The organism is Agrobacterium sp. FDAARGOS_525 (assembly GCF_003938925.1).
Classification (GTDB): Bacteria; Pseudomonadota; Alphaproteobacteria; order Rhizobiales; family Rhizobiaceae; genus Agrobacterium; species Agrobacterium pusense.
The window spans coordinates 94063-114755 of record NZ_RKIU01000002.1 but is presented as its reverse complement, the minus strand read 5'-3'; the positions used below and the strand labels follow the sequence as shown (position 1 = coordinate 114755).

At 59.0% G+C, this 20693-nt stretch carries 18 protein-coding genes and 1 pseudogene; 13 read left to right on the top strand and 6 right to left on the bottom strand.

Annotated features, from left to right (window positions below; translation table 11 throughout):
* Positions 1 to 5: 5 nt before the first annotated feature.
* Positions 6 to 1565 (top strand): class I adenylate-forming enzyme family protein, encoded by a 1560-nt coding sequence (locus EGT36_RS00695; protein WP_036588711.1) that lies wholly within the window; start codon positions 6 to 8, stop codon positions 1563 to 1565.
* Positions 1555 to 2526, top strand: a complete 972-nt coding sequence (gene nadE, locus EGT36_RS00690; protein ID WP_036588707.1) for an NAD(+) synthase — start codon at positions 1555 to 1557, stop codon at positions 2524 to 2526. The genes EGT36_RS00695 and nadE overlap by 11 nt, the downstream gene beginning before the upstream one ends.
* Here the strand turns inward: nadE and EGT36_RS00685 are convergent.
* Both EGT36_RS00685 and EGT36_RS00680 read right to left on the bottom strand, forming a co-directional pair.
* Positions 2519 to 3625, bottom strand: a complete 1107-nt coding sequence (locus EGT36_RS00685; protein WP_125269944.1) for a hypothetical protein — start codon at positions 3623 to 3625, stop codon at positions 2519 to 2521. The genes nadE and EGT36_RS00685 overlap by 8 nt on opposite strands.
* A gap of 283 nt (positions 3626 to 3908) precedes the next feature.
* Entirely contained in the window at positions 3909 to 5354 is a 1446-nt protein-coding gene (locus EGT36_RS00680; RefSeq protein WP_036588702.1) for a lipopolysaccharide biosynthesis protein, read from the bottom strand.
* 294 nt (positions 5355 to 5648) lie between these two features.
* Here EGT36_RS00680 and EGT36_RS00675 point away from each other — a divergent pair, with 294 nt between their 5' ends.
* The 4 genes from EGT36_RS00675 to EGT36_RS00660 all read left to right on the top strand — a co-directional run bounded on the left by EGT36_RS00675 (position 5649) and on the right by EGT36_RS00660 (position 8497).
* Positions 5649 to 6560: an ATP-grasp fold amidoligase family protein gene (locus EGT36_RS00675; RefSeq protein WP_157951611.1), complete on the top strand. Its 912-nt coding sequence runs from the start codon at positions 5649 to 5651 to the stop codon at positions 6558 to 6560.
* Between the two features lie 43 nt (positions 6561 to 6603).
* Positions 6604 to 7710, top strand: a complete 1107-nt coding sequence (locus tag EGT36_RS00670; RefSeq protein WP_051517877.1) for a GumK N-terminal domain-containing glycosyltransferase — start codon at positions 6604 to 6606, stop codon at positions 7708 to 7710.
* 104 nt (positions 7711 to 7814) lie between these two features.
* A complete protein-coding gene (locus EGT36_RS00665; protein ID WP_036588700.1) occupies positions 7815 to 8069 on the top strand; it encodes a type II toxin-antitoxin system Phd/YefM family antitoxin in 255 nt (84 codons plus the stop codon).
* Complete coding sequence (locus tag EGT36_RS00660) at positions 8066 to 8497, top strand: type II toxin-antitoxin system VapC family toxin (protein WP_036588695.1); 432 nt, start codon at positions 8066 to 8068, stop codon at positions 8495 to 8497. The genes EGT36_RS00665 and EGT36_RS00660 overlap by 4 nt, the downstream gene beginning before the upstream one ends.
* 70 nt (positions 8498 to 8567) lie before the next feature.
* Here the strand turns inward: EGT36_RS00660 and EGT36_RS00655 are convergent, their stop codons facing one another.
* On the bottom strand, positions 8568 to 9008 hold the full coding sequence (locus tag EGT36_RS00655) for a MerR family transcriptional regulator (RefSeq protein ID WP_023517540.1): 441 nt from the start codon (positions 9006 to 9008) through the stop codon (positions 8568 to 8570).
* A 98-nt stretch (positions 9009 to 9106) separates the two neighbouring features.
* Between EGT36_RS00655 and EGT36_RS00650 the strand changes: the two genes are divergently transcribed.
* Genes EGT36_RS00650 through merA form a run of 4 tightly spaced genes read left to right on the top strand, consistent with a single transcriptional unit; the run spans position 9107 to position 11536 of the window.
* Positions 9107 to 9520, top strand: a complete 414-nt coding sequence (locus EGT36_RS00650; protein ID WP_125269943.1) for a mercuric transporter MerT family protein — start codon at positions 9107 to 9109, stop codon at positions 9518 to 9520.
* 16 nt (positions 9521 to 9536) lie between these two features.
* The gene (locus tag EGT36_RS00645; protein WP_010661778.1) at positions 9537 to 9824 is read left to right on the top strand and encodes a cation transporter; all 288 of its coding nucleotides are present in this window, start codon (positions 9537 to 9539) and stop codon (positions 9822 to 9824) included.
* Positions 9825 to 9835: 11 nt separating this feature from the next.
* On the top strand, positions 9836 to 10093 hold the full coding sequence (gene merT, locus EGT36_RS00640; protein WP_023517539.1) for a mercuric ion transporter MerT: 258 nt from the start codon (positions 9836 to 9838) through the stop codon (positions 10091 to 10093).
* Complete coding sequence (merA, locus tag EGT36_RS00635; protein ID WP_003501078.1) at positions 10094 to 11536, top strand: mercury(II) reductase; 1443 nt, start codon at positions 10094 to 10096, stop codon at positions 11534 to 11536. It abuts the gene before it with no gap.
* A gap of 36 nt (positions 11537 to 11572) precedes the next feature.
* Here the strand turns inward: merA and EGT36_RS00630 are convergent.
* Positions 11573 to 11878, bottom strand: a pseudogene (locus EGT36_RS00630) (recombinase family protein); the annotation flags it as partial.
* Between EGT36_RS00630 and EGT36_RS00625 the strand changes: the two are divergent.
* Positions 11873 to 14887 (top strand): Tn3 family transposase, encoded by a 3015-nt coding sequence (locus EGT36_RS00625; protein WP_286083361.1) that lies wholly within the window; start codon positions 11873 to 11875, stop codon positions 14885 to 14887. The pseudogene EGT36_RS00630 and the gene EGT36_RS00625 overlap by 6 nt on opposite strands.
* 24 nt (positions 14888 to 14911) lie before the next feature.
* On the opposite strand, the gene EGT36_RS00620 is transcribed toward EGT36_RS00625, so the two are convergent.
* Positions 14912 to 16420, bottom strand: coding sequence for an integrase catalytic domain-containing protein (locus EGT36_RS00620; RefSeq protein WP_125269942.1), 1509 nt, complete (start codon positions 16418 to 16420; stop codon positions 14912 to 14914).
* 245 nt (positions 16421 to 16665) lie between these two features.
* Between EGT36_RS00620 and istA the strand changes: the two genes are divergently transcribed.
* Positions 16666 to 18171 carry an IS21 family transposase gene (istA, locus tag EGT36_RS00615; RefSeq protein ID WP_125269941.1) on the top strand — a complete coding sequence of 502 codons (1506 nt, stop codon included), beginning with the start codon at positions 16666 to 16668 and terminating at the stop codon, positions 18169 to 18171.
* Positions 18168 to 19061: an IS21-like element ISRel5 family helper ATPase IstB gene (gene istB / locus EGT36_RS00610; protein ID WP_037095010.1), complete on the top strand. Its 894-nt coding sequence runs from the start codon at positions 18168 to 18170 to the stop codon at positions 19059 to 19061. The genes istA and istB overlap by 4 nt, the downstream gene beginning before the upstream one ends.
* A gap of 275 nt (positions 19062 to 19336) precedes the next feature.
* Here the strand turns inward: istB and EGT36_RS00600 are convergent, their stop codons facing one another.
* On the bottom strand, positions 19337 to 20683 hold the full coding sequence (locus EGT36_RS00600; protein WP_036588767.1) for a DUF8535 domain-containing protein: 1347 nt from the start codon (positions 20681 to 20683) through the stop codon (positions 19337 to 19339).
* Between the last annotated feature and the right edge of the window lie 10 nt (positions 20684 to 20693).

Genomic DNA, 20693 nt, shown 5'->3' with positions numbered 1-20693 from the left:
GGAAGATGCGGCTTGAGGATCATCTGCGCGTCTATGCCCGGCGGCTGCCGCAAAAGACGGCGCTGACGGCGAACGGCACAAAGCTTTCCGCCGCCGCTCTCGATGCGGCCAGTCACCGGCTTGCCGGCGCATTGCGCGATGCGGGCGTTCGGCCTGGTGATCGCGTCGTTCTTTTCCTCGACAACGGCGCAGAATATGTCGCTGGGCTGTTCGCCATCTGGAAGGCCGGGGCTGTCGCTTGTCCGCTGCATCCATCTACACGGGTAGCGAAACTCGGTGCGATCCTGGAAAACCTCGGTGCCGTGGCGTTGCTGACGCAGGCGAGGCTTTTGCCGGTGGCGCATGCCTCTATCGCCGCGTGCGGCCTGTCCGTCTCTCTTTTCGCCGCGGACCAGCAGGGAGATTCCCCTGGCGAGCCGCTCTTCCGCCTTGAGGCGGTGGCCGCGTGCGGGCCGCCGTCAGCACCGGCGGAGGTTCCGGCGGGGCTGGCGCTGATCCTCCACACGTCCGGCTCCACCGGCGCGCCGAAGGGCGTGATGCACACCCATGCGAGCCTCGGTGCGGCCTGCGTCGCGATCTGTGCCTATCTCGGTCTGACAGAGGACGATGGCGTCTTCAATGTGCTGCCGCTTTCCTTCGGCTACGGTCTGACGCAGGTGCTGATGGTGATGATGACGGGCACCACGCTGCATCTGGAGAAATCCTTTGCCTTTCCGGCTTTTGCGCTGCAACGGCTCGCGGAAAGCCGGGCGAGCGTTTTTCCGCTGGTTCCTTCTATCGCCTCGACGATTGTCGCGATGGATGGTCCTGTTCCCGGCTTCCTGCCGGACGTGCGCACCATCACCAGCGCCGCTGCCGCCATGCCGCCCACGGTCACGGACAAGCTGCAACGGCTCTTTCCCGCTGCGCGCCTGCATCTGATGTACGGCCAGACGGAATGCATCCGCGCCGTGACCTTGCCGCCGGAGGCTACCGCCACGCATCCGGTCTCCGTGGGCTTCGCCATTCCCGGCACGCAGGCCTTCGTGCTGGACGAGAGCGGCGAGGTCGCTCCGCCGGGCGCGGTGGGAGAACTGACGGTGCGCGGCCCGCATGTCATGGCCGGCTACTGGAACGACCCCGCGGCGAGCAACGCTAAGCTCAGAGATGTGGGGGGTGACGGCGTGCGCACGTTGCTGACCGGCGATCTCTTCACCGCCAGCGCCGACGGGTTCCTGACCTTCGTCTCGCGTTCCGACGATATCATCAAGTCGCGCGGCGAGAAGGTCAGCCCGCAGGAGGTGGAGCGGGCGCTCTATGCGATCGAGGGCGTACGAGACGCCGCCGTGGCCGGCGTGTCGGATGACTTTCTGGGTGAGGCGGTGAAGGCTTTCGTTGTGCTCGCTCCGGGCTCGGAACTGGGTCGGCGCGACATCCTGCTGCGGCTTTCGGAAACGCTTGAAGACTACATGCTGCCCAGGATCGTCGAATTCTGTGACGTCCTGCCAAAGACGGCGAGCGGAAAAGTGCGGGTAGAGCGGATGCCGTCGCCCAAAATGCAGGGAGAAATAGACGATGAGCTTTAGCGCGGAGGATCTGCGGCTGGATGCCGAGGTGGAAATTGCCCGCATCGGCGACTGGATGATGGAAACCTTGCGTACGCCGTTGCGCCGGCGCGGCGTCGTGGTCGGACTTTCGGGCGGCATCGACAGTTCGGTGACGGCGGCGCTGGCGGTCAGGGCGCTCGGGGCGGACCGGGTGTTCGGCCTGTTCATGCCGGAAGACGAATCCGATCCGCAGAGCCTGGCGCTGGGGCGGGAGCTGGCGCAAACGCTCGGTGTCGCCACTGTCGTCGAGACGATCGGCCCCATCCTTGCTGCCGCGGGTTGCTACGAGCGCCGGGACGCATTCATCCGCGAAATCCTGCCCGACTATGGCGAGGGCTGGCGCTGCAAGGTGGTTCTCGAATCGCCCTTTTCCGGGCGCGGGCTGGCGCTTTCGTGGCTGGTGGCCGCCGACCCCGCCGGGCGCGAGGTCAAGAAGCGCATGCCTGCTTCCGTCTATCTCGGCATGATCGCCGCCGCCAACATGAAGCAGCGCACCCGCAAGCAGCTCGAATACTACCACGCCGACCGGTTGAACTACGCCGTGGCGGGCACGCCGAACCGGCTGGAATATGATCAGGGCTTCTATGTCAAGAACGGCGACGGCGCCGCTGACCTGAAGCCGATCGCCCATCTTTACAAGACGCAGGTCTATCAATTGGCCGAGGCGCTCGGGGTTCCGGAGGCGATCCGTCGCCGCCCGCCGACGACCGATACGTGGTCGCTGCCGCAGACGCAGGACGAATATTATTTCTCGTTGCCGCATGGCCTGATGGATATTTGTCTCTATGCCCTGAACCACGGCAGGAGCGCGGCAGAAACCGCCGCCGCCACAGGCATGCAGACTGACGAGGTGGAGGCGGCGTGGCAGGCGATTGCGGCCAAGCGCCGGGTAGCTGTTTCGCTCGGCGCGCCGCCGCTGACCCTGCTTCCGGTCAGTTAAAACGGTTTCCGATCAGCGGCGACCAGGTTTCTCCCGCAAGGCCGGAAATCAGCGCCGCGCCACCGTCGAGCGCCCGGCGTATCTCCGCATCCTGGGTGTGGGCGACGGTGAAGCTGCGCCCGAGAAACAGCGCTTTGCGGCTGAGTAACGGCGCTGTCAGCCAGGGCTGGCCGCTGCCGCGGATGGCCGCGCAACCGGCATCATGGGCATGATGAAGCATATCGTCGAGGGTGGCATCCACGCGCTCCGGCCGGGCGAGCAGCTGGAGTGTCCAGGCGATTCCGCCGGGCCGTCCGTAATAGACATAGGCGCCGAGAGGGGAGCCATCCTTTTCATAGGCGACGCGCCGGACGATTTTCCCATAGAGCGGCTTTTCCGACGCCTGTCGGAGCAGCCAGCGGAGCGTTACTTCATTCCAGTCCGGCTGCAACGTGTGGGCGGTCGCAAGGGTCAACAGCGCCTCAGCCAGTTCCGGTGCGTCCGCGTCGCGGAAGACGGGCGCTCTCGGATTCGCGGTCTGCAAGCGGAAAGGTTCGATCCGGGCAAGACGCGCGACCCCGTCCGCCAGCTTTCCGAAGGGCTTTAACAGCCTACCGGCTGGATGCACGTTCGCCGTGATTGCACCGACCGCCGCGCCGGGCCGCAGAAGCCGCAGCCAATTCAGGCTGTAGGCAGTCAGGGGGCCGTGGCCGAGGCCACGCCACATTCGCAGCGCGGTGGCGTTCGCCGTCTCGCTGATCGACACATCTTGCGGGCCGGAAAGGAAGGAGCGCAGCAGCCGCACACCTGCCAGCGGATTCTCACTCGGATGCTCCACCATCATTGAACCGGCGCAAGCCGCCCGAACGGGGCGGCCCTCAATGACCATCTTTACTGGAATGATGCCGATAAAGCCGCCAACCTTGCCGGTTTCATCCGCCAGCACTTGAGAAGTCAGTTCGTCGTCAGCGTGAGGATGGTTCAGAAACGTATCCGAAAGCGCAGCCTTGACCGCCGGCGAGGCCGCGGCGCTGCTGCGGAACGTCTTCTGGAAGAGACGGGCAACGTCGTCCAGGTCATCCTTGTGAAGAGCACGAATGATTTGCGGTTTAGATTTCAAGGGCCTGCCCAGATCGACGCATAACGACTTTGTATCGGTGAGAGCCTCCCAACCCATCGATTTTGAACTGCTCTTGTCCTGACCCCTACTACATCATACTGGATGCGCCAGCCGTGGTCGCATAACTTAAACCGAATGGTCTCCGGTAAACTCGGCACGGTCAGGGCGGCCTCATCCAGATCACCATAGCAAAAGGGACGAATGGATGGTTGTGATGTTTTCAATGTTGTACCTGGCCTAACTACGAACTTGCTCATGAAAATTTCAAGTAAATGTAGGGCCGTTATTGACCCTTCCGAAAGGTAAGACGTTCTGCGGCCCAGCCCTTTGCCAGCCTCCGATCTTCCTCCGGTATCGCGGAGAGGCAGATGAGCGCAACAATATAGGTCGTCGCACCCACCGGTATGGACAGTGTAAGGCCGATAAGATCGTTTTTCCACATGAGCAAGGCCCAAGCTGCGCTCGCGCAGAGCGCGGCGGAGAGAACGATCTTGAGCAGGGGCCATATCCGAACCGGGGTGTCGAGCGCAACGCGGCAATAGGCCAAATATATTATAGCGGTTACGGTTGAGGTCACACCCTTGACGAAGGCCGCGCCCATCGCTCCCCAGAGCGGAGTCACGACCAGAAGGGCGGCCATGCTCGCAACGCCTTCCCAGACGGACAGGTGCAGAACGACGCCGGTGCGCTCTCTGGCAAGCATCAACCGATAGGGAACCGTTGTCAGCACCTGGGCAAAGGCGAAGGCGACAAGAACGGCGCCTATTTCGCCAGCCGGGCGGAACGCCTCGCCGAACATGGCTGGCACCAGAACGGGCGCTATCGCGGCCCCCCCAAAGCATATCGGCGCGAGGAGAAGGGAGAGCCCCAAAAGGCTGCGCTGATAGGCGCAGATGAGGCCGGCAGAATCCTCTCTGTCCTGATAGGATGAAAAAAGCGGAACGAGAACGGCAGCAAGTGAGAAGGTCAGTTGCACGATCATGCTGGCCATCGTCGCGCCGGCGGCATATTGTCCAATCTCGGTGACGCCGAGATATGCGCCGATGACCGCCAGTTCAACACGGGAACTCAAGAGTGCCGCCAGTCCGCCGGACATCCAGTTGTTGCGCGCATAGGTATTGACGGCTGAGGGAACGCTGTAATCCGCCGGAGCGGCTTCGAATGCGAAGTAGCGTCGCAACCCCAGCGCCTGTGGCAGGTGGCGGACCATTTGGCCGAGGATCGCGCCCGCGGGGCCGAGGAAAACCGCGCCTACTGCGACGGAAACGGGCTGAATGAGGCAACCTGCGACGGTGTTCACGCTGGTCTGGCGGAAGTGACCCAGCCCTTGGGCGACACCAAGGGAAAGTGTTGAGTAGGCGTAGCACAGGAACAGCCCGGCCGTCGCCATCCAGACCCAGGCTGTTGCCGGACTTCCGGTTGAATATCGCCACATGGCGAAGCCGGCCATTACAGTTGCCAGTAGGCCGGTCGAGAGCGCGAACCGCCTTGTGAGCGCTCGTAGTAGCGCAATGCGTTCGCTATCACTCCCCTTCGCGGCAAAGCGGAGTAATGCCTGTGGAAGGCCGAGGTCGGAAACCAGGGTCGCGGCAGTCATGATCCACAGCGCGTAGGCAACGATCCCTGAGCCATTCACGCCAAGGACGCGGGCAACGATAATGCTACTGCCGAACCCGGCGATCAACGATGCCAACCCGGCGGCCGTGTTCATCATTGATGCGCCAAACATGATGCATGTTCCTGACCGGTACTGAATCCAAGACCTACTGCCAACTGTTTTGCCGTGAGCCGGCGCCCGTCAACCCGAGACGCCCGGAACAGGCATCCTGATCCGGAAAGATCGATTAAGGTCGGCCATGCGCAATGGCAGGATCATATTCCATGAATACCGATACAGACAGGAGTTTAAGATTGCGTATGCATCCTACGCCTTTGGGTTGCTTTTCGGCGCTCGGTTAAGATGTTGGTAAGTGCCATCCGCTACGTTTTGCCGGTCGGAAATGTAAGTCCGGTTAGTATGGTCATGTCCAATATCACGCTTCCATCAAATCAGAAAAACTGGCTCAGAGAAAAGGCGCTACACTTATTTTGGCGCTTGATATCTGGCTTGCCAGATAAAGCGTATATCATGCTAAAATACTGGTCTATGTCGGGACGATTCCCACGGCTCAATGCGCCTGAACTTTTTTCCGAAAAAATTCAGGCCCGCAAGCTTTATGACCGCAATCCGCTGTACCCAATTATGGTTGACAAGCACGCTGCCAAGGAATTGATCCGCGAGCGCGCCGGTTCGCAATATGTCATCCCGACGCAATGGGTAGGTCGCAACCTTTCCACCGTTGACTGGTCTAAGATCGAACTTCCCGTAGTCGTGAAGCCGACCCACGCATCAGGGTGCGGCGCCTTTCTTCGCGGCGCCGATGACATCAGGACGCTGATGGATGACGATCCCAGCGCCGAATGGATGGCTCTGGAGCACCACCGTTTCAACCGCGAATGGGCCTATGGCGAGTTCGTGCCACAAATCATTATTGAGACGATGCTGATCGATGATCACGAAGTCCCGGACGATTATCGCCTTTTTGTCTTCGATGGCAGGGTTGTCCTGATCGAGCTGCGGATTCGCCGGAATGGAATCGGGTATGAAGCTTATTTCGATCCCGACTGGAAACGTCTCGACATCGTGAGCAGTTACTATGTCAGCTTTCCCGGCGAGTTGTCGAAGCCGGAAAAACTGGAGGAAATGTGCAGCGTGGCAAAAAAAATCGCGAGCAATTGCGACTTCATGCGGGTGGACCTTTATCTGGCCGAAGGGCAGATTCACGTTGGCGAATTGACGCTTTATCCAGGCGGCGGGTTCAATGGGTGTGTGCCCGACGCGTTGGACAAACCGCTCGGCGCGCGATGGAAGCAGGATCTGTCGAAGGAGCACTGATACCGTTCTTTCGGACAGTGCATTGCTAGGGTTGGGCAGCAGTGTGAATTTTCTCTTCCTTTCCACGCATGCGTTTCTACCGACGACACGCAAGACAAGTGTGCACTTTGTCAGCCAGGCGCTTGCGGACCGCGGCCACGAAGTCGAGACGATCAGTGTTGGTTTCAGCCATCTGTCGTACTTCAAGAAACGGGCGATCTATAGCCAACTAGCCGCACAGCAGCGTAACCGTTTCGTGCAGACAGATCCGCGCTACCGTTCAGCCTGCTACCTGCCGCTCATTCACCCCTTCAGTTCTGGAAATACGCTACTCAATACGCTGACCGCGCCGTTCTTCAAGCTATATGGCACCCTTCTGCCACGGTTCATGCGGGAGGCCATCGTGAAGGCCGATGTGATCGCCATCGAATCCGGGACGGCCATCGTGTTCTTAGACGCGATCCGCAGAGCCAATCCAGGTGCGCGGATGGTCTACTTCGCCCGCGACCGGCTCGACACAGTGGGGGCGTCAGAATATCTGCAGCGGCTGGAACGACGAATTGTGCCGCTGTTTGACCGGATCGTCGTTCCCTCGTCCCACATGGCCGAGGGTTTCCGGGAAGCTGGCAAGGTCGTGATCATTCCGCAAGGCATCGACAAAAAGGGTTTCGATTCTTGTAAGGACTCGCCCTATCCGGTCGGGACCCGCAACGGCGTTGCCGTTGGCAACATGCTGTTCGACAGGAATGCCGTGATGGCCATGGCGACCCATGCACCTGATGTGAGTTTTCATCTTTTCGGCGAAGGGATTCCAGTCGATTTTCCACCGAATGTCCGGGTCTACGGCGAACGCGCCTTCAACGAGATCATTCCCTACATCAAGTTCGCTGATTTCGGGCTGGCCCCCTATAGACTGAAGGAGCGTGAGCTTTATCTCGTAGAATCGAGCCTGAAGCTTCAGCAATATTCCTATTGTGAGCTCCCGATCCTCGCTCCCGACCTGATGACGAATTCGCGTCCGAACATCGTGGGTTACGAACAGCGGCACGAAACGGACTGGGCTGGCAAGCTGAACAGAGCCGTAACAATGCTCCACCTTGCCGCTTGGAAGGAGGACATATTGTCGTGGGATGAGGTTGCCGCACGGTTCGAAACGGAAGTCAAAGGCTGAAATCGCGGCGTTAGGGGACAGATCGTGCTCATCCCATTCCGGATCCTGCTTGTCTTGTCGGGCCGAAATGCTATATGTAGGTAAATACCTACATGGAGGTGTCTATGAGCATCACGACACTGACCAGCCGCGAGCTGAACCATGACGTCAGCAACGCCAAGAAGGCCGCCAGAAATGGTCCCGTCATTATCACGGACCGTGGCAGACCGTCCCATGTCCTGATGACCTATGATGAGTTCGCCCGCCTTACCGGCAAGCGTCGGAGCCTTGTCGATGCGCTGGCCATGCCCGGCCTGTCGGATATCGACTTCGATCCGCCCCGCACCGAGATTGCGGCTCGCGGAGTGGATCTTTCTTGACATTTATCCTGGATACGAACGTCGTTTCCGAACTGCGCAAGATCGGTGACGGCAAGGCTGACTCCAATGTGGTGACGTGGATCACGGCGGAGGATGCGGCCAGCTTCTATATTTCCGCAATCACCATCCTTGAACTTGAGCGCGGCATTCTCGGCGTTCAACGCCGGGACGCGGTACAGGGTGGCCGTTTGCGGTCGTGGCTCGACGATCATGTCCGCAAGGAATTCGCCGGTCGCATTCTATCGATTGATGACGCCATCGCGACACGTTGTGCACATCTTCACATACCGGATCGGCGAAACGAGGCCGACGCCCTGATTGCCGCGACCGGTCTGGTTCATAACATGGCAGTGGTGACGCGAAACCTCAGAGACTTCGAAGGAACTGGTGTCGTCGTGATCGACCCCTGGCAAGGCCGATACGCTTGATATGAATGTGAGGTTTCACTGATTGACAAACGGAATTGGGGTCAGAACAAGAGCTGCTCGAAATCGTACGCTAAGCTTGAACGGAGCGGGAACGCTTGATTGACCGCATTTCAAAAAGGGCATCTATGACCGGACATTCTGGAACCTGATCGCCGGTGCATTGCGCCGCCATATTCGACATGGCCCGCTCCAGACGCCGCAGATCGGCGATTTTCTGACGGATATCTTTCAAATGTTCGATGGTGAGCGCATGGACCTCCCGGCAGGTGTAGGTATGCCCATCGACCAGGCGAAGCAGGCCGCGCAACTCGTCCAGGCTGAAGCCGAGTTCACGGCCGCGCCGCACGAAATGCAGCCGCCTTGCGTGTTCAGTTGTGTAGATACGATAACCCGCTGCGCTGCGGGCGGGCTTCGGCATGACGCCGATTTTCTCGTAATAGCGGATCGTCTCTATGTTGACGCCGCTGCGCTCGGACAGCACGCCGATCGAAAATTCATCATTCTGTGTCATCACATAGCTCGCACAAATCCGTGAAAATTTCTCGCTTGACCCTGTAGTCGCTACAGGCACTAGGGTCACGATAGATCAATTGCGGGAGCATGTGAACGATGATGCAGGATGAAACACGGACGCTGGCAAATACAGTCACAGAGCCAGCCGAAAAGGGTTTTGATCGGGCAGCATTGCTGTCGGTCGGCGGCATCGTTGCGGCACTGGGCGCAGCAACCTGTTGCGTGCTGCCCTTTGCCTTGTTCTTCGCTGGCATCAGCGGCGCGTGGATCGGCAATTTGACCGCGTTCGAACCCTACCAGCCTGTGTTTATCACGATCGCGCTCGCCTGCCTCGGCTACGGTTTCTATCTCGTCTATCGCAGGCCGAAGGCGGCTGAATGCGCCGAGGGTTCCTACTGCGCGCGTCCATCATCCCCTCGGAACGCCAAGATCGGCCTTTGGGTCGCAACTGTCTTGATCATTATCGCCGTGGGCTTTCCCTACGCCGCCCGCCTTGTCCTCGATGCTTAATCCCAAGGAGAATCTCATGAAAATCCTGCCCCTCATTGCCCTTACTGCGTCCCTGCTGACGGGTGGTCACGCTTTTGCCGCCGAGCAGACCGTAACCTTGAATGTTGCCAATGCCACCTGCGAACTCTGCGGCCCGATTGTGAAGCGGGCGCTCAGCAACGTTCCAGGCGTGCTCGATGTTGATGTATCGGAGGCGACCGGCGCGGCGATCGCGAAGGTGCGCTTTGACGACAGCCAGACGAATGTCGCCGCGCTGATCACCGCAACCACCAATGCTGGCTATCCGTCCGGCGTTTCGCAGTAAGGAGGTTCAGCATGACAGATGGAAAGTTCATCGGCCTTGGCGAAGTCGGGTTTCTCGCCGTCATCTGTTGCGCCGCGCCATTTCTTTTGGTCGCCGCTGGCTCTTTTGGCTTTTCCGCATGGTTCGCAGCGGCCGGCTATGTGCTGATCCCGATCGCTCTCGCCGCGATTGGGGCGTCCGCACTTTATCTTTACCGGCGTCGGCGTTCCGCCTCATCAGCGGATGCCAATTGCTGCTCGATGAATAACAAGACAACAAAGGTGAATTGAATGTGTGAAGCTTGCGACGTTCCAACTTCCAACAAAGGCAACGGCCGTTATGATCTTGTGGTCGTCGGAGCTGGCTCGGCCGGTTTCTCCGCCGCGATCACGGCCGCCGAACTAGGCGCCCAAGTGGCTCTTGTCGGGCATGGCACGATCGGCGGTACATGCGTCAACATCGGCTGCGTGCCCTCGAAAGCCCTGATCCGGGCCACGGAGGCTGTACGTCACGCCAACGATGCGGCTGCCCGGTTTGATGGGATCGAAAGCGGCGCGCGCGTGGTTGATTGGGCCGCTCAGATCGCCCAGAAAGACGCTTTGGTTGCCGGTCTGCGACAGGCGAAATACGCTGATCTGCTGCCGGAGTACAACAATGTGGTCTACCACGAAGGTCCGGCCCGCCTCGTTGACGGCGGTGTCCAGGTCGCGGGCCAGCACATCGGCTCCGAGCGAATTATCATCACCACCGGTGCGCGTCCGGCGTTGCCGGGGATTCCGGGGATCGCTGACGTATCGCCGCTCGACAGCACGACAGCGCTCGCCCTGACCGAGCTGCCACGCTCGATGATAGTGCTTGGCGGCGGCTACATCGGCGTGGAGCTTGCCCAGACTTTCGCACGGGCCGGTGTCGAAGTGACACTCGTGTTCCGCAGCCGGCTTCTGCCGGAGGCTGAACCCGAAATCGGCGCTGCGCTTGCCACCTATCTGGCCGATGAGGGGATTAAAATCGTCAGCGGCATTACCTACGAGTCCGCCCGCAAGACCGATGATGGTGGTGTTGCCCTCGCCATCGCGCGGGACGGACGTCCGGAAATCTTGACTGCCGAGCGGATTCTTGTGGCGACGGGACGCCGCTCGAACACTGAAGCCCTTGGGCTTGCTGAAACCGGTATAGACCTGACACCGGCCGGGGCCATCATCGTTGATGATCGCATGCGCACCTCGAAGGCGGGCGTCTATGCCGCCGGCGATGTAACCGGAAAAGATCAGTTCGTCTACATGGCCGCCTATGGCGCAAAGCTCGCCGCCAAGAACGCATTGAACGGCAACAGCCTGAGTTACGACAACACCGCAATGCCCGCCGTGGTCTTTACCGATCCGCAGGTGGCGAGCGTCGGCATGACCGAAGCGCAGGCGCGGGCTGCCGGACATTCGGTTCGCACCTCCGTCCTTTCCCTCGACAATGTGCCGCGGGCGCTGGCGGCGCGCGACACGCGCGGCCTGATCAAGCTGGTCGCCGACGGGTCAACCCGGAAACTCCTTGGCGCTCACATCCTTGCACCAGAGGGTGCTGACAGCATTCAGACGGCAGCCTTGGCCATCCGCTGCGGCCTGACGATCGATGATCTCTCGGAGACGATCTTTCCATATCTGACGACTGTCGAAGGTTTGAAGCTTGCGGCTCAGACCTTCGACAGGGATGTGAAAAAACTGTCCTGCTGCGCGGGGTGAGGCGAAAGGGAAACGGGTGCCTACTCAAGTCACGGCTTAAACGGAGCGGTCGCCCTCGATCCTGACACGCATGATGGTCTGGCGGCTGGTGTCAAATTTTCTGGCGAGTGCGGAAACGCTCATCCCGCCCGCCAAATCCGAGAGAACATCCAATTTCTGCTTCTCATTGAGCCGAGCGGGACGGCCGAGGGTCTTGCCTTCCGACTTGGCTCGTTTGAGGCCCGACTGCGTGCGTTCGATCAGCAGATCACGCTCGAACTGAGCGACGGCATTGATGACGCTCATCGTCATCTTCCCGGCGGAACTCGCCAGATCGACGCCGCCGAGGGCCAGACAATGGACAAAATTCAGGATCAACAGGAGCTGTTCGGCGTACCGACCGATGAGGATAGTCTGATCCGTCACTACACTCTATCTCCATCGGACCGGCTGGAGATCGAAGTCCGCAGGCGAAAACATAACCAGCTCGGCTTTGCTGTCCAGCTTTGCATGATGCGGCATCCGGGCCGGGCTCTCATGGTGCACGAAATTCCGCCGAGGGCGATGCTCAATTATATAGCCGAACAATTGGATGCTGATCCGGAGAGTTTCCGTTCCTATGCCAGGCGGGAGGAAACTCGCCGCGAGCATATCGCGCATTTGCTTTCCTATTTTGGAAAACGAACAGCAACAGCACAGGACCGGCGCGCCGCCTTACTATCCGCCGTCGAAACGGCGACCGCAACGGACAAGGGCCATTCTATTGCCCAAGCTATTGTCACCACGCTGCGGGAGCGGAAGGTGTTACTTCCCGCACCTGACACAATAGAGCGGATCGGCTTTGCCGGCCGCGTAATAGCCCGCCGTCGCGCCGAGGCTGCCCTGATATCGGGCCTTTCAGCCGAAAAGCTCCAATCCCTCGATGATCTTTTGACGGTTGATCCCGAGATACGACAGACGCGATTCCATTGGCTGCGATCTGCGCCAGATGCTCCGGGAGCAACCAACCTGGTCACGCTGACCGACAGGATCGCTTTCATCCGCGCGCTCGATATCGATCCCCGACTACAAGCCCGCATCCACTCCGGTCGCTGGGAGCAGATGGTCCGGGAGGGCGATGTGACACCGGCATGGCTTGCCGCCGACTTCAACGCCAGTCGGCGGCGCGCGACGATCATCGCGCAGATCATCAAGCTTGGGCAAAAGCTCACCGACGCCGCAGTCACCATGTTCATCAAGCTGATCGGCAGGCTGTTTTCGCAGGCGAATAACCGCAAGAAGCAGCGCCATGTGAACACCCGGATGGAGACGGCTAAGGCACTACGGCTGTTTCTCGACACGATATCGGCTCTTCAGTGCGCCAATGACAATGATGAAGATGCAATTGAAACGCTCGACCGCCACGTCGGCTGGCATCGCTTGGTGCAGGCAAAGCCGACGCTTGCGGCGATGGTGGAAGACAATGACGCCTCACCCTTGCTTATTGCAGCTGAGCAATATGCCAATGTTCGCAATTATGCAGGCCGGTTCCTCCTGACCTTCACATTCCATTCAAGTCGTCGGTATGATCCTTTGCTGGCAGCGATCGAAACACTCAGATCCCTTTACGCGGAAGGAAGGCGCGTGCTTCCCGAACGTGTCCCGATCGCTCATCTCGGCGCGGCGGAGCGTAAACTGATCTTCGGGCAGGCAAAGGCCGATCGCCGTCTCTATGAGATTGCAACACTGGCAGCGTTGCGCGAGCGGCTTCGTTCGGCCGACATCTGGGTCGAAGGCAGCAGGGCGTTCCGGCCGATAAATGAAAATTTCATGCCCCGCCCTACTTTTACCAAGCTGAAGGAAACTGACCAGCTTGGGCTCGGTGTGCAGCGCGACGGGGTGGCTTGGCTCACCGAAATGCAACAATTGCTGGACTTCAATCTGAAACGTCTCGCCCATCGCGCCCGCAACGGCAAACTTGAAGGCGTCCGTCTCGATGCCGGAACCCTGATTGTAACACCGCTGGCGAGCGAAGTGCCCGCTGCAGCCGATGAACTAAATATCGAACTCAGCGAAATGTATCCGCTTGTCGAAGTGCCGGATCTCTTAAGAGACGTGCATGAGTGGACCGGCTTTGCCGACCAGTTCACCCATGTTCGAACGGGCGATTCACCGCAAAACATTCCGGCCATGCTCGCCGGCACGCTCGCGGACGCCACCAATCTTGGCCCGAAACGTATGGCCGGAGCCTCCAAGGGGATCAGCGCCCATCAGATCGGATGGATGCGCATGTTCCATGCCCGCACGGAAACCTATCGCGCAGCGCAGGCATGTGTGACCGACGCCCATGCGCGTCATCCCCACGCCCAGCTCTGGGGAACAGGGACGACCGCATCATCTGATGGTCAGTTCTTCCGGGCCAGTGATCGTGCCGCCAAACGCGGTGATATCAACCTGCATTATGGCAGCGAGCCAGGCTCGAAATTTTACAGCCACCTTTCCGATCAGTACGGCTATTTCAGCATTCTGCCGATCAGCCCGACCGAGAGCGAGGCAGCCTATGTTCTCGACGGCCTGTTCGACCACGACACCATCCTGGAGATCGAGGAGCACTTTACCGATACCGGAGGTGCGAGCGATCATGTATTTGCCCTCTTCACTCTGATCGGAAAGCGTTTTGCGCCTCGGCTGCGCAATCTCAAGGACCGGAAGTTCCATACTTTCGAAAAGGCCGACTCATATCCAGCACTGGCCAACCATATCGGCGCGCCGATCAATACCGCCCTCATTCTGGAACACTGGGATGACCTTCTCCATCTGGCGGCATCAATCACGACACGCTCTGTTGCGCCCTCAATGATCCTCAAAAAGCTGGCGGCATCCTCGAAACCGAGCCAGTTGGCGAAAGCCCTGCGTGAGCTCGGGCGCATCGAGCGATCCCTGTTTATGATCGAATGGTATTCCAACCCGGCACTTCGCCGGCGATGTCAAGCCGGTCTTAACAAAGGAGAATCCGCCCACAAGCTCAAGCGGGCCGTTTTCTTCCATGAGCGCGGCGAAATCCGCGACCGATCGTTCGAAAGTCAGGCATTCCGTGCCTCGGGCCTCAACCTTGTCGTCAGCGCCATCGTCCACTGGAATACCGTTTATCTCAGCCGTGCCGTAGCCCATCTGCGTCAAAGTGGTCGAACTATCCCCGACATATTGCTCAAGCATGTCTCGCCACTCAGCTGGGAGCACATAAATCTCACCGGCATCTATTCCTGGGACACCGAGCAGCAGATGCCCGAAGGCTTCAGGCCATTGCGACTTCCTGGAAGAATCCTCCGCTGCATAGCGGCAATCAAGGTGAGATTCGTATTGCCTCATCGAAGAATGCTCCCGAACGGATAGCATATTGCCTCACCAGAATGCTCCCTATGCCCTGCTGAGCTCTGGTTGTTGTTCATCTTCGCCAGGCTCGTTTCCGAATATCATTCTATGCGCGCGATCGCGACGCCAACCTTTCACCCGTCGTTGCACCGTACGGATTAGTCCATTAGGATACTCGCCGGGATAGATGCTTTGAAGTCGCTCTAGTAGCTCGCGGCCGGTTCTCCATGGCTCTGCTTCAAACCAACTGTAAAGATCATTCGTGACGTTAACCAGCGGGTCAGGCCGCCGTCGCTCGCGTTTTAGTTTTGGCTTTGCTTTCGCGGTCGGACGAACTTCGCCCTCCGTCCACGCGATACGCAGGCTTCGTAAAAAGCTCTCGATATCAGGAACTTCGCTTAAGGGTGTTCCCTGATGCACAATGTCGGCAAGCCGCTGTTGTCCTGCACGAATGTTTCGGAGAAGCGTTACAGGATCGAGTTGTTCGCTCATGCGCACCAAGCGGTCGCGTACCTCCAGTCCCGTCCTTGCATCCGACAAAATCCGTTGATGTGGCGTCGCGGGAGAAGAGTAGAGCTTCTTGACCATCGCTCCGTTTCGCTGCTTTTCGAGCAACTTAAACGACGGCTGAAAGAAGTTCACGAACAAGCGCACCGAACGATAAAGCTCTGCAAGTGTTGCCGCAGCTTCAACTCCCTCATACCGATGATAGCCAACAATGCGGCGGACGACCGATCCGTTTTTCTGCTCCACATAAGCCTGATCATTTTTACGATATGGCCTACAGCGAGTGAATTCTATATCTGAATCAATACAGTAGTCCCTGATTGTCTCGTTGATGAATACGCTATCATTGTCCGTATCAAAGCCAAGCAACGGGAAGGGCATTACGCGGCGAAGCTCGGTCAAAACTTCCGTCAAAAGCTTCTGTTCGCGAACAAGCAGAGGGGCGCATTCGGTCCAACCGGTCGCAATATCTGTAAGGACAAGAGTTTGAATAAAGCTGCCGCGTGCGTTGGGACCGGAGTGCGACACCAGATCGGCCTCGATGAAGCCAGGTGGGGGATCACCCCAGTCGGAGAATTTTCGAATTGGGATACTCCGCTTCAATGCTGATGAAGCAACGGAACGTCGGCGTCGACGGCCGCCTGCTGTTTCTCGCACGCTTTTCAATGCACGGTCGATGGTAGCCGCACTCATCTGTAGCAGAAGTGTGCGGACCTGATCGTCTAACCTCAAATGGCTATGTTGTTCCATCGATGAGATCAAAATTGGCAGCAAGGGCTTCAATCGCTTGCCACAGATGCGGTCGGAGGCTTCCCACAAAACAATAAGAGCCTGTCGGGTCGCCTCGTCATAAATCTGCGCCCGCGTTCGCGATTGCGGTTGCTTATCCGCCCCCCGCAATAAACGCATCGCGTGTTTGCGATGCATCCCACTAATCGAAACGAACTGATCGAGGATCCGCGATTTTTCCTCCCGCTTTCCGGCCGCATAGCGCTTTGCCAGAGCAGCAACCAATTCCTTCTTCGTCGTCACGCTGATCAGCCTCATCTGATTTGCTCCGCACCCACAAATGCTGGGAGCAAATCAGATGAGGCAACGGCCAACAATCAGGGAACATTTCTAGTGAGGCAATGCGGATTCAGCGTCAATCAGGATGAGACTTGCGCCGGGGTGTGACGAAGTGAGGGCGTAGCCCGATCGTAGTCATACCCCGGCGTGGCGCAGATTTTCGGCGTCTCAAGATCGCGGTCGGTCCGGTACATTTGCGGTTTTCTGGATTGGAGAACCAGTTTGTGCCGGGTCGCCATTTAACCGATCATCAGATGAGACTCTTTATGAAGTACCGACAAACGCATTCCGTACAGATCGCCGCGGCAAAAGCGTCGATCAGCCGAGCCACGGCATACCGCCTCGACAAGAAGGTACACCTACCATCTCAGAGCAAAGCGCCGCGTGGACGTCGCCGCCCTGATCCCCTCGAGCCGATTTTCGAGACTGAAGTCGTCCCGCTGCTGAAGGCCGCCCCTGGCATCCGTGCCGTCGCCGTCTACAACGAGATGCTGCGCCGACATCCAGAACTATCTGAAGGTATCCGCCGTACGCTTGAACGACGCATCCGGTCGTGGCGTGCTGTCAATGGCGAAGCGCAGGAGGTCATCTTCCGCCAGACGCACGAGCCAGGCCGACTGGGCCTTTCGGATTTTACCGACGCCAGCGGCCTTGGTGTAACGATCGCCGGCCAGCCGCTTGATCATCTGTTCTATCACTTTCGGCTCGTCTGGTCGGGCTTCGAACACGCCCATGTCATTCTCGGCGGGGAAAGCTTCGTCGCGCTGGCCGAAGGACTTCAAAATGCCCTGTGGTCCGTGGGTGGTACGCCGCTTTATCATCGCAGCGACAGCCTGTCGGCGGCATTCCGCAACCTCGATGCCGACGCCAGGGTCGATCTCACACACCGTTACGATCAGCTTTGCTCCCATTATCGGATGACCCCGACGCGCAACAACAAAGGTGTCGCGCATGAGAACGGCTCGATCGAAAGCTCGCATGGTCATCTCAAAAACGCTGTTCACGATGCCCTGCTGATGCGGGGCACCAAGGAATTCGACGATCTCGGTTCTTACCGCGCTTTTGTCGACGAGATCGTCAGCCGTCGCAACGCTGCCCATGGCAGGCGTATCGATGCAGAGCGGTCCCATCTGCAGTCGCTGCCTGAGCGCCGGACCACGGACTTCGAGGAGATTGTTGTCACTGTGTCCCGGACGGGCGGCTTCACCCTGCGCAAGGTCTTCTACACCGTGCCGTCCCGCCTGATCGGCCACAGGTTACGAGTTCGCCTGTTCGACGATCGGCTGGATGTCTTCGTTGGCGGTACGCATCTGATGACGTTGCGCCGGGGACGTGGCCACGCTGACGGGCGACACGACCAGGTCGTCAACTACCACCACGTCATCCATTCTCTGCGTAAAAAGCCGATGGCGCTCCGTGGCCTCGTTTATCGCGACAAGCTCTTCCCGCGAGAAGAATATCGCAAGGCCTTCGAGGCCCTGACCGAACATCTTCCCGATAAGCAGGCTTGCAAGATCACCGTTGAGCTTCTGGCACTGGCGCATGACCGCGGCTGCGAACGCGAACTTGCCGAAGAATTGGCCAGGACACTCGATGCTGGTGAGTTACCCAACCTGGCTGCCATGCGAGCGCTCTTCGGTCCGGACCCGGCCAAGCTGCCGACCGTTCATGTGCAACTCGCATCGCTTAACGGTTATGAGGCCCTGATCGGGACGGGAGAAGCCGCATGAAGAACGCACACGCCATCGATGAAGCACGGCTCGGTATCATGCTCAACGAACTTCGGTTGCCGACAATTAAAACGCTTTGGCCGCAATTTGCCGAGCAGGCGGACCGGGAAGGATGGCCAGCAGCTCGATTCCTGTCGGCTATTGCCGAGCACGAGCTGGCAGAACGTGCAAATCGCAGGATTGAACGGCATCTCGCCGAAGCGCACCTGCCGCCTGGAAAGACCTTAGACAGCTTCGCCTTTGACGCTGTACCTATGATCTCGAAGGCGCAGGTCATGGCAATTACCGCCGGCGACAGTTGGCTCGCCAAGGGAGCGAACATCCTCATGTTCGGTCCGCCCGGCGGAGGAAAGAGCCATCTTGCTGCTGCCATCGGTCTCGCGCTGATTGAGAACGGATGGCGGGTCCTGTTCACCCGAACCACCGATCTTGTGCAGAAGCTTCAGGTTGCCCGTCGAGAACTCCAGCTTGAATCAGCCATCGACAAACTCAACAAATACGACCTGCTCATCCTCGATGACCTCGCCTACGTCACCAAGGACCAGGCGGAAACAAGTGTGCTCTTCGAACTGATCTCGGCCCGATACGAGCACAGGTCGATCCTGATCACCGCCAATCAGCCGTTCGGAGAGTGGAACAGGGTCTTTCCCGATCCTGCCATGACACTCGCCGCAGTCGACCGGCTCGTGCACCATGCCACGATCTTCGAGATGAATGTCGAAAGCTATCGCCGCAGAGCAGCACTTGAGGAAAAGCGCCAGCGAGGCCGACCCGCTTCGTTTGCGACAATCAGGACCTCAACGCTGTCTGTCGCGGAGCGGCAATCAGAAAATGACGAAGAACTTGTCAGCGACAATCAGCATGATAATCTGACCCCGACCGCGACCTAAGAATCTCATCCAGATTGTCGCCCGCGTCTCATCCTAATCGCCGCGCTATACTCCGCGCTGCATGACGTTCCCGCTCCGTTCGGTCTTAGTGTACGATTTCGAGCAGCTCTTGTTCTGACCCCGAATTGAGCACCGGTGCGACCTGACCGATGGCACCGCACAGCGAACGCTCTCAGACAGGCTCTGCGACGACGAAGGGCTCGACGCACAGTTTCCTCCCGCCGGAAGTGGGACGCGATACTGAAGCCAGGAAGTTGCCATCCACCCCGTTGACTTCACGCATGCCGCACCTTGTCGAGTACCCAGTCCTGGAGGCGCTTGGCCGTATGCTGTGCATTCGCTTCAGCAAGATCGTCGGGGACGATCCCGAATATCGGCCCAAGATGCTTCATGCGAGGCACGGTCTTGTTCTTGGCTTCGCGATACTCTTCGGTTTCCATACCAAAGGCCTCGATGATCAGCGTCGTGGGTCGGTGGTCCTTATAGCTCGCCTCCAGGACGAAATCTGGCCGGCAAGGTCCAAGCGGTGTTTCGGACGCAAAGAGCGGTTTGGTGATCTTGATGCGAAGTTCAGGAACGCCTTCGAACAGGGATTCCTGAAGCCAGAACAGGAGATGGGAGACGTCCCTTTCGAAACCGGATTCCACCGGAAACAACGTGTCGCCATTATAGACCGGCTGGGCATAGGCTTGTACGGCGCGCACCGGCCCCTCGTCATCGTCGCCAAAGTCCACGTTCAGCAGGCTGACGAATGGGCCACGTTGTTTTGGATCGCCTCGCAACGGTTGTCTTACCTTTCCGAGCACGTCAATCGATCGTGAGGACGATGCCGGCATGATCTCTTGAGCCGATACGGACTTCGCAAACAGCAGCATGAAGCCCGTCCGGCGGAGCGTTCCGGGCCAATCCGGACGTGAGGTTTCGAGCAGACGTTGCCAGCGACTGTCGGTCTCCCAGTAATCGGCCGCCCAGGTCGATAGCAGTGCGTTGAGGGACCATGTTCTCAAGACCCGAAGGTCCCTGGCGGCTGCGCGCAGTCTCGAAAGCTGGTTTCGAAGCGTTAGATCGGGATTATCCTGTAGCGGTTGGACGACGTTCGTCCCGGCGTCGTCGAGCAGCCTCCACAGGATGCCACCGAGTCTGGACGGTCGGTCGTTCCGTTCCGTCGAACGGGAGATGTCGTCGTCTGCGGCGTCGGCCAAACGGTCGGGAATGGCCGGCAATGCATCGATGTAGCTCCGATCGGATTTTCGAACCGGTCGAATGTGGTAGCTGCGATCGACAAGTGCCGGCGAGGTGTCCTTGTCAACGTGAAACGGACAGGTGCTCGCATGGTTCGGCCGCTCTTCGTGCCGGAGGGGATCCTCGTCCTTCGACGTCAATCGTCGCAGCGTATAGGTGTGCTCCTGCCGGATCGGGGCGAGCAGTGGCTGCGGCCGACCGGCGAGGCAATCGCACTCGATCCAGCCGTTCATCACCTTGGCTTGCCTGATGACTGCGAGAGCCATCGCCTTCTCCGCGTTGGAAGCAGCATTGCCATACCAGGCTCGTAGCGCGGCGGCGTCTTCCCAGGTAAGCTCTGCCAGACTGTGAGTGGGGCTATTCCGGACGACTATACGCATGCGGTATGCG

Excerpts from the sequence above, each read along its gene's own strand:
- EGT36_RS00620 (WP_125269942.1), bottom strand. The coding sequence starts at position 16,420 with ATGAGGCTGATCAGCGTGACGACGAAGAAGGAATTGGTTGCTGCTCTG.
- EGT36_RS00625 (WP_286083361.1), top strand. The coding sequence starts at position 11,873 with ATGGACAAAATTCAGGATCAACAGGAGCTGTTCGGCGTACCGACCGAT.
- EGT36_RS00645 (WP_010661778.1), top strand. The coding sequence starts at position 9,537 with ATGAAAATCCTGCCCCTCATTGCCCTTACTGCGTCCCTGCTGACGGGT.
- EGT36_RS00665 (WP_036588700.1), top strand. The coding sequence starts at position 7,815 with ATGAGCATCACGACACTGACCAGCCGCGAGCTGAACCATGACGTCAGC.
- merT (WP_023517539.1), top strand. The coding sequence starts at position 9,836 with ATGACAGATGGAAAGTTCATCGGCCTTGGCGAAGTCGGGTTTCTCGCC.
- EGT36_RS00695 (WP_036588711.1), top strand. The coding sequence starts at position 6 with ATGCGGCTTGAGGATCATCTGCGCGTCTATGCCCGGCGGCTGCCGCAA.
- istB (WP_037095010.1), top strand. The coding sequence starts at position 18,168 with ATGAAGAACGCACACGCCATCGATGAAGCACGGCTCGGTATCATGCTC.
- merA (WP_003501078.1), top strand. The coding sequence starts at position 10,094 with ATGTGTGAAGCTTGCGACGTTCCAACTTCCAACAAAGGCAACGGCCGT.
- EGT36_RS00650 (WP_125269943.1), top strand. The coding sequence starts at position 9,107 with ATGATGCAGGATGAAACACGGACGCTGGCAAATACAGTCACAGAGCCA.
- nadE (WP_036588707.1), top strand. The coding sequence starts at position 1,555 with ATGAGCTTTAGCGCGGAGGATCTGCGGCTGGATGCCGAGGTGGAAATT.
- EGT36_RS00655 (WP_023517540.1), bottom strand. The coding sequence starts at position 9,008 with ATGACACAGAATGATGAATTTTCGATCGGCGTGCTGTCCGAGCGCAGC.
- EGT36_RS00600 (WP_036588767.1), bottom strand. The coding sequence starts at position 20,683 with ATGCGTATAGTCGTCCGGAATAGCCCCACTCACAGTCTGGCAGAGCTT.
- EGT36_RS00675 (WP_157951611.1), top strand. The coding sequence starts at position 5,649 with ATGTCCAATATCACGCTTCCATCAAATCAGAAAAACTGGCTCAGAGAA.
- EGT36_RS00680 (WP_036588702.1), bottom strand. The coding sequence starts at position 5,354 with ATGTTTGGCGCATCAATGATGAACACGGCCGCCGGGTTGGCATCGTTG.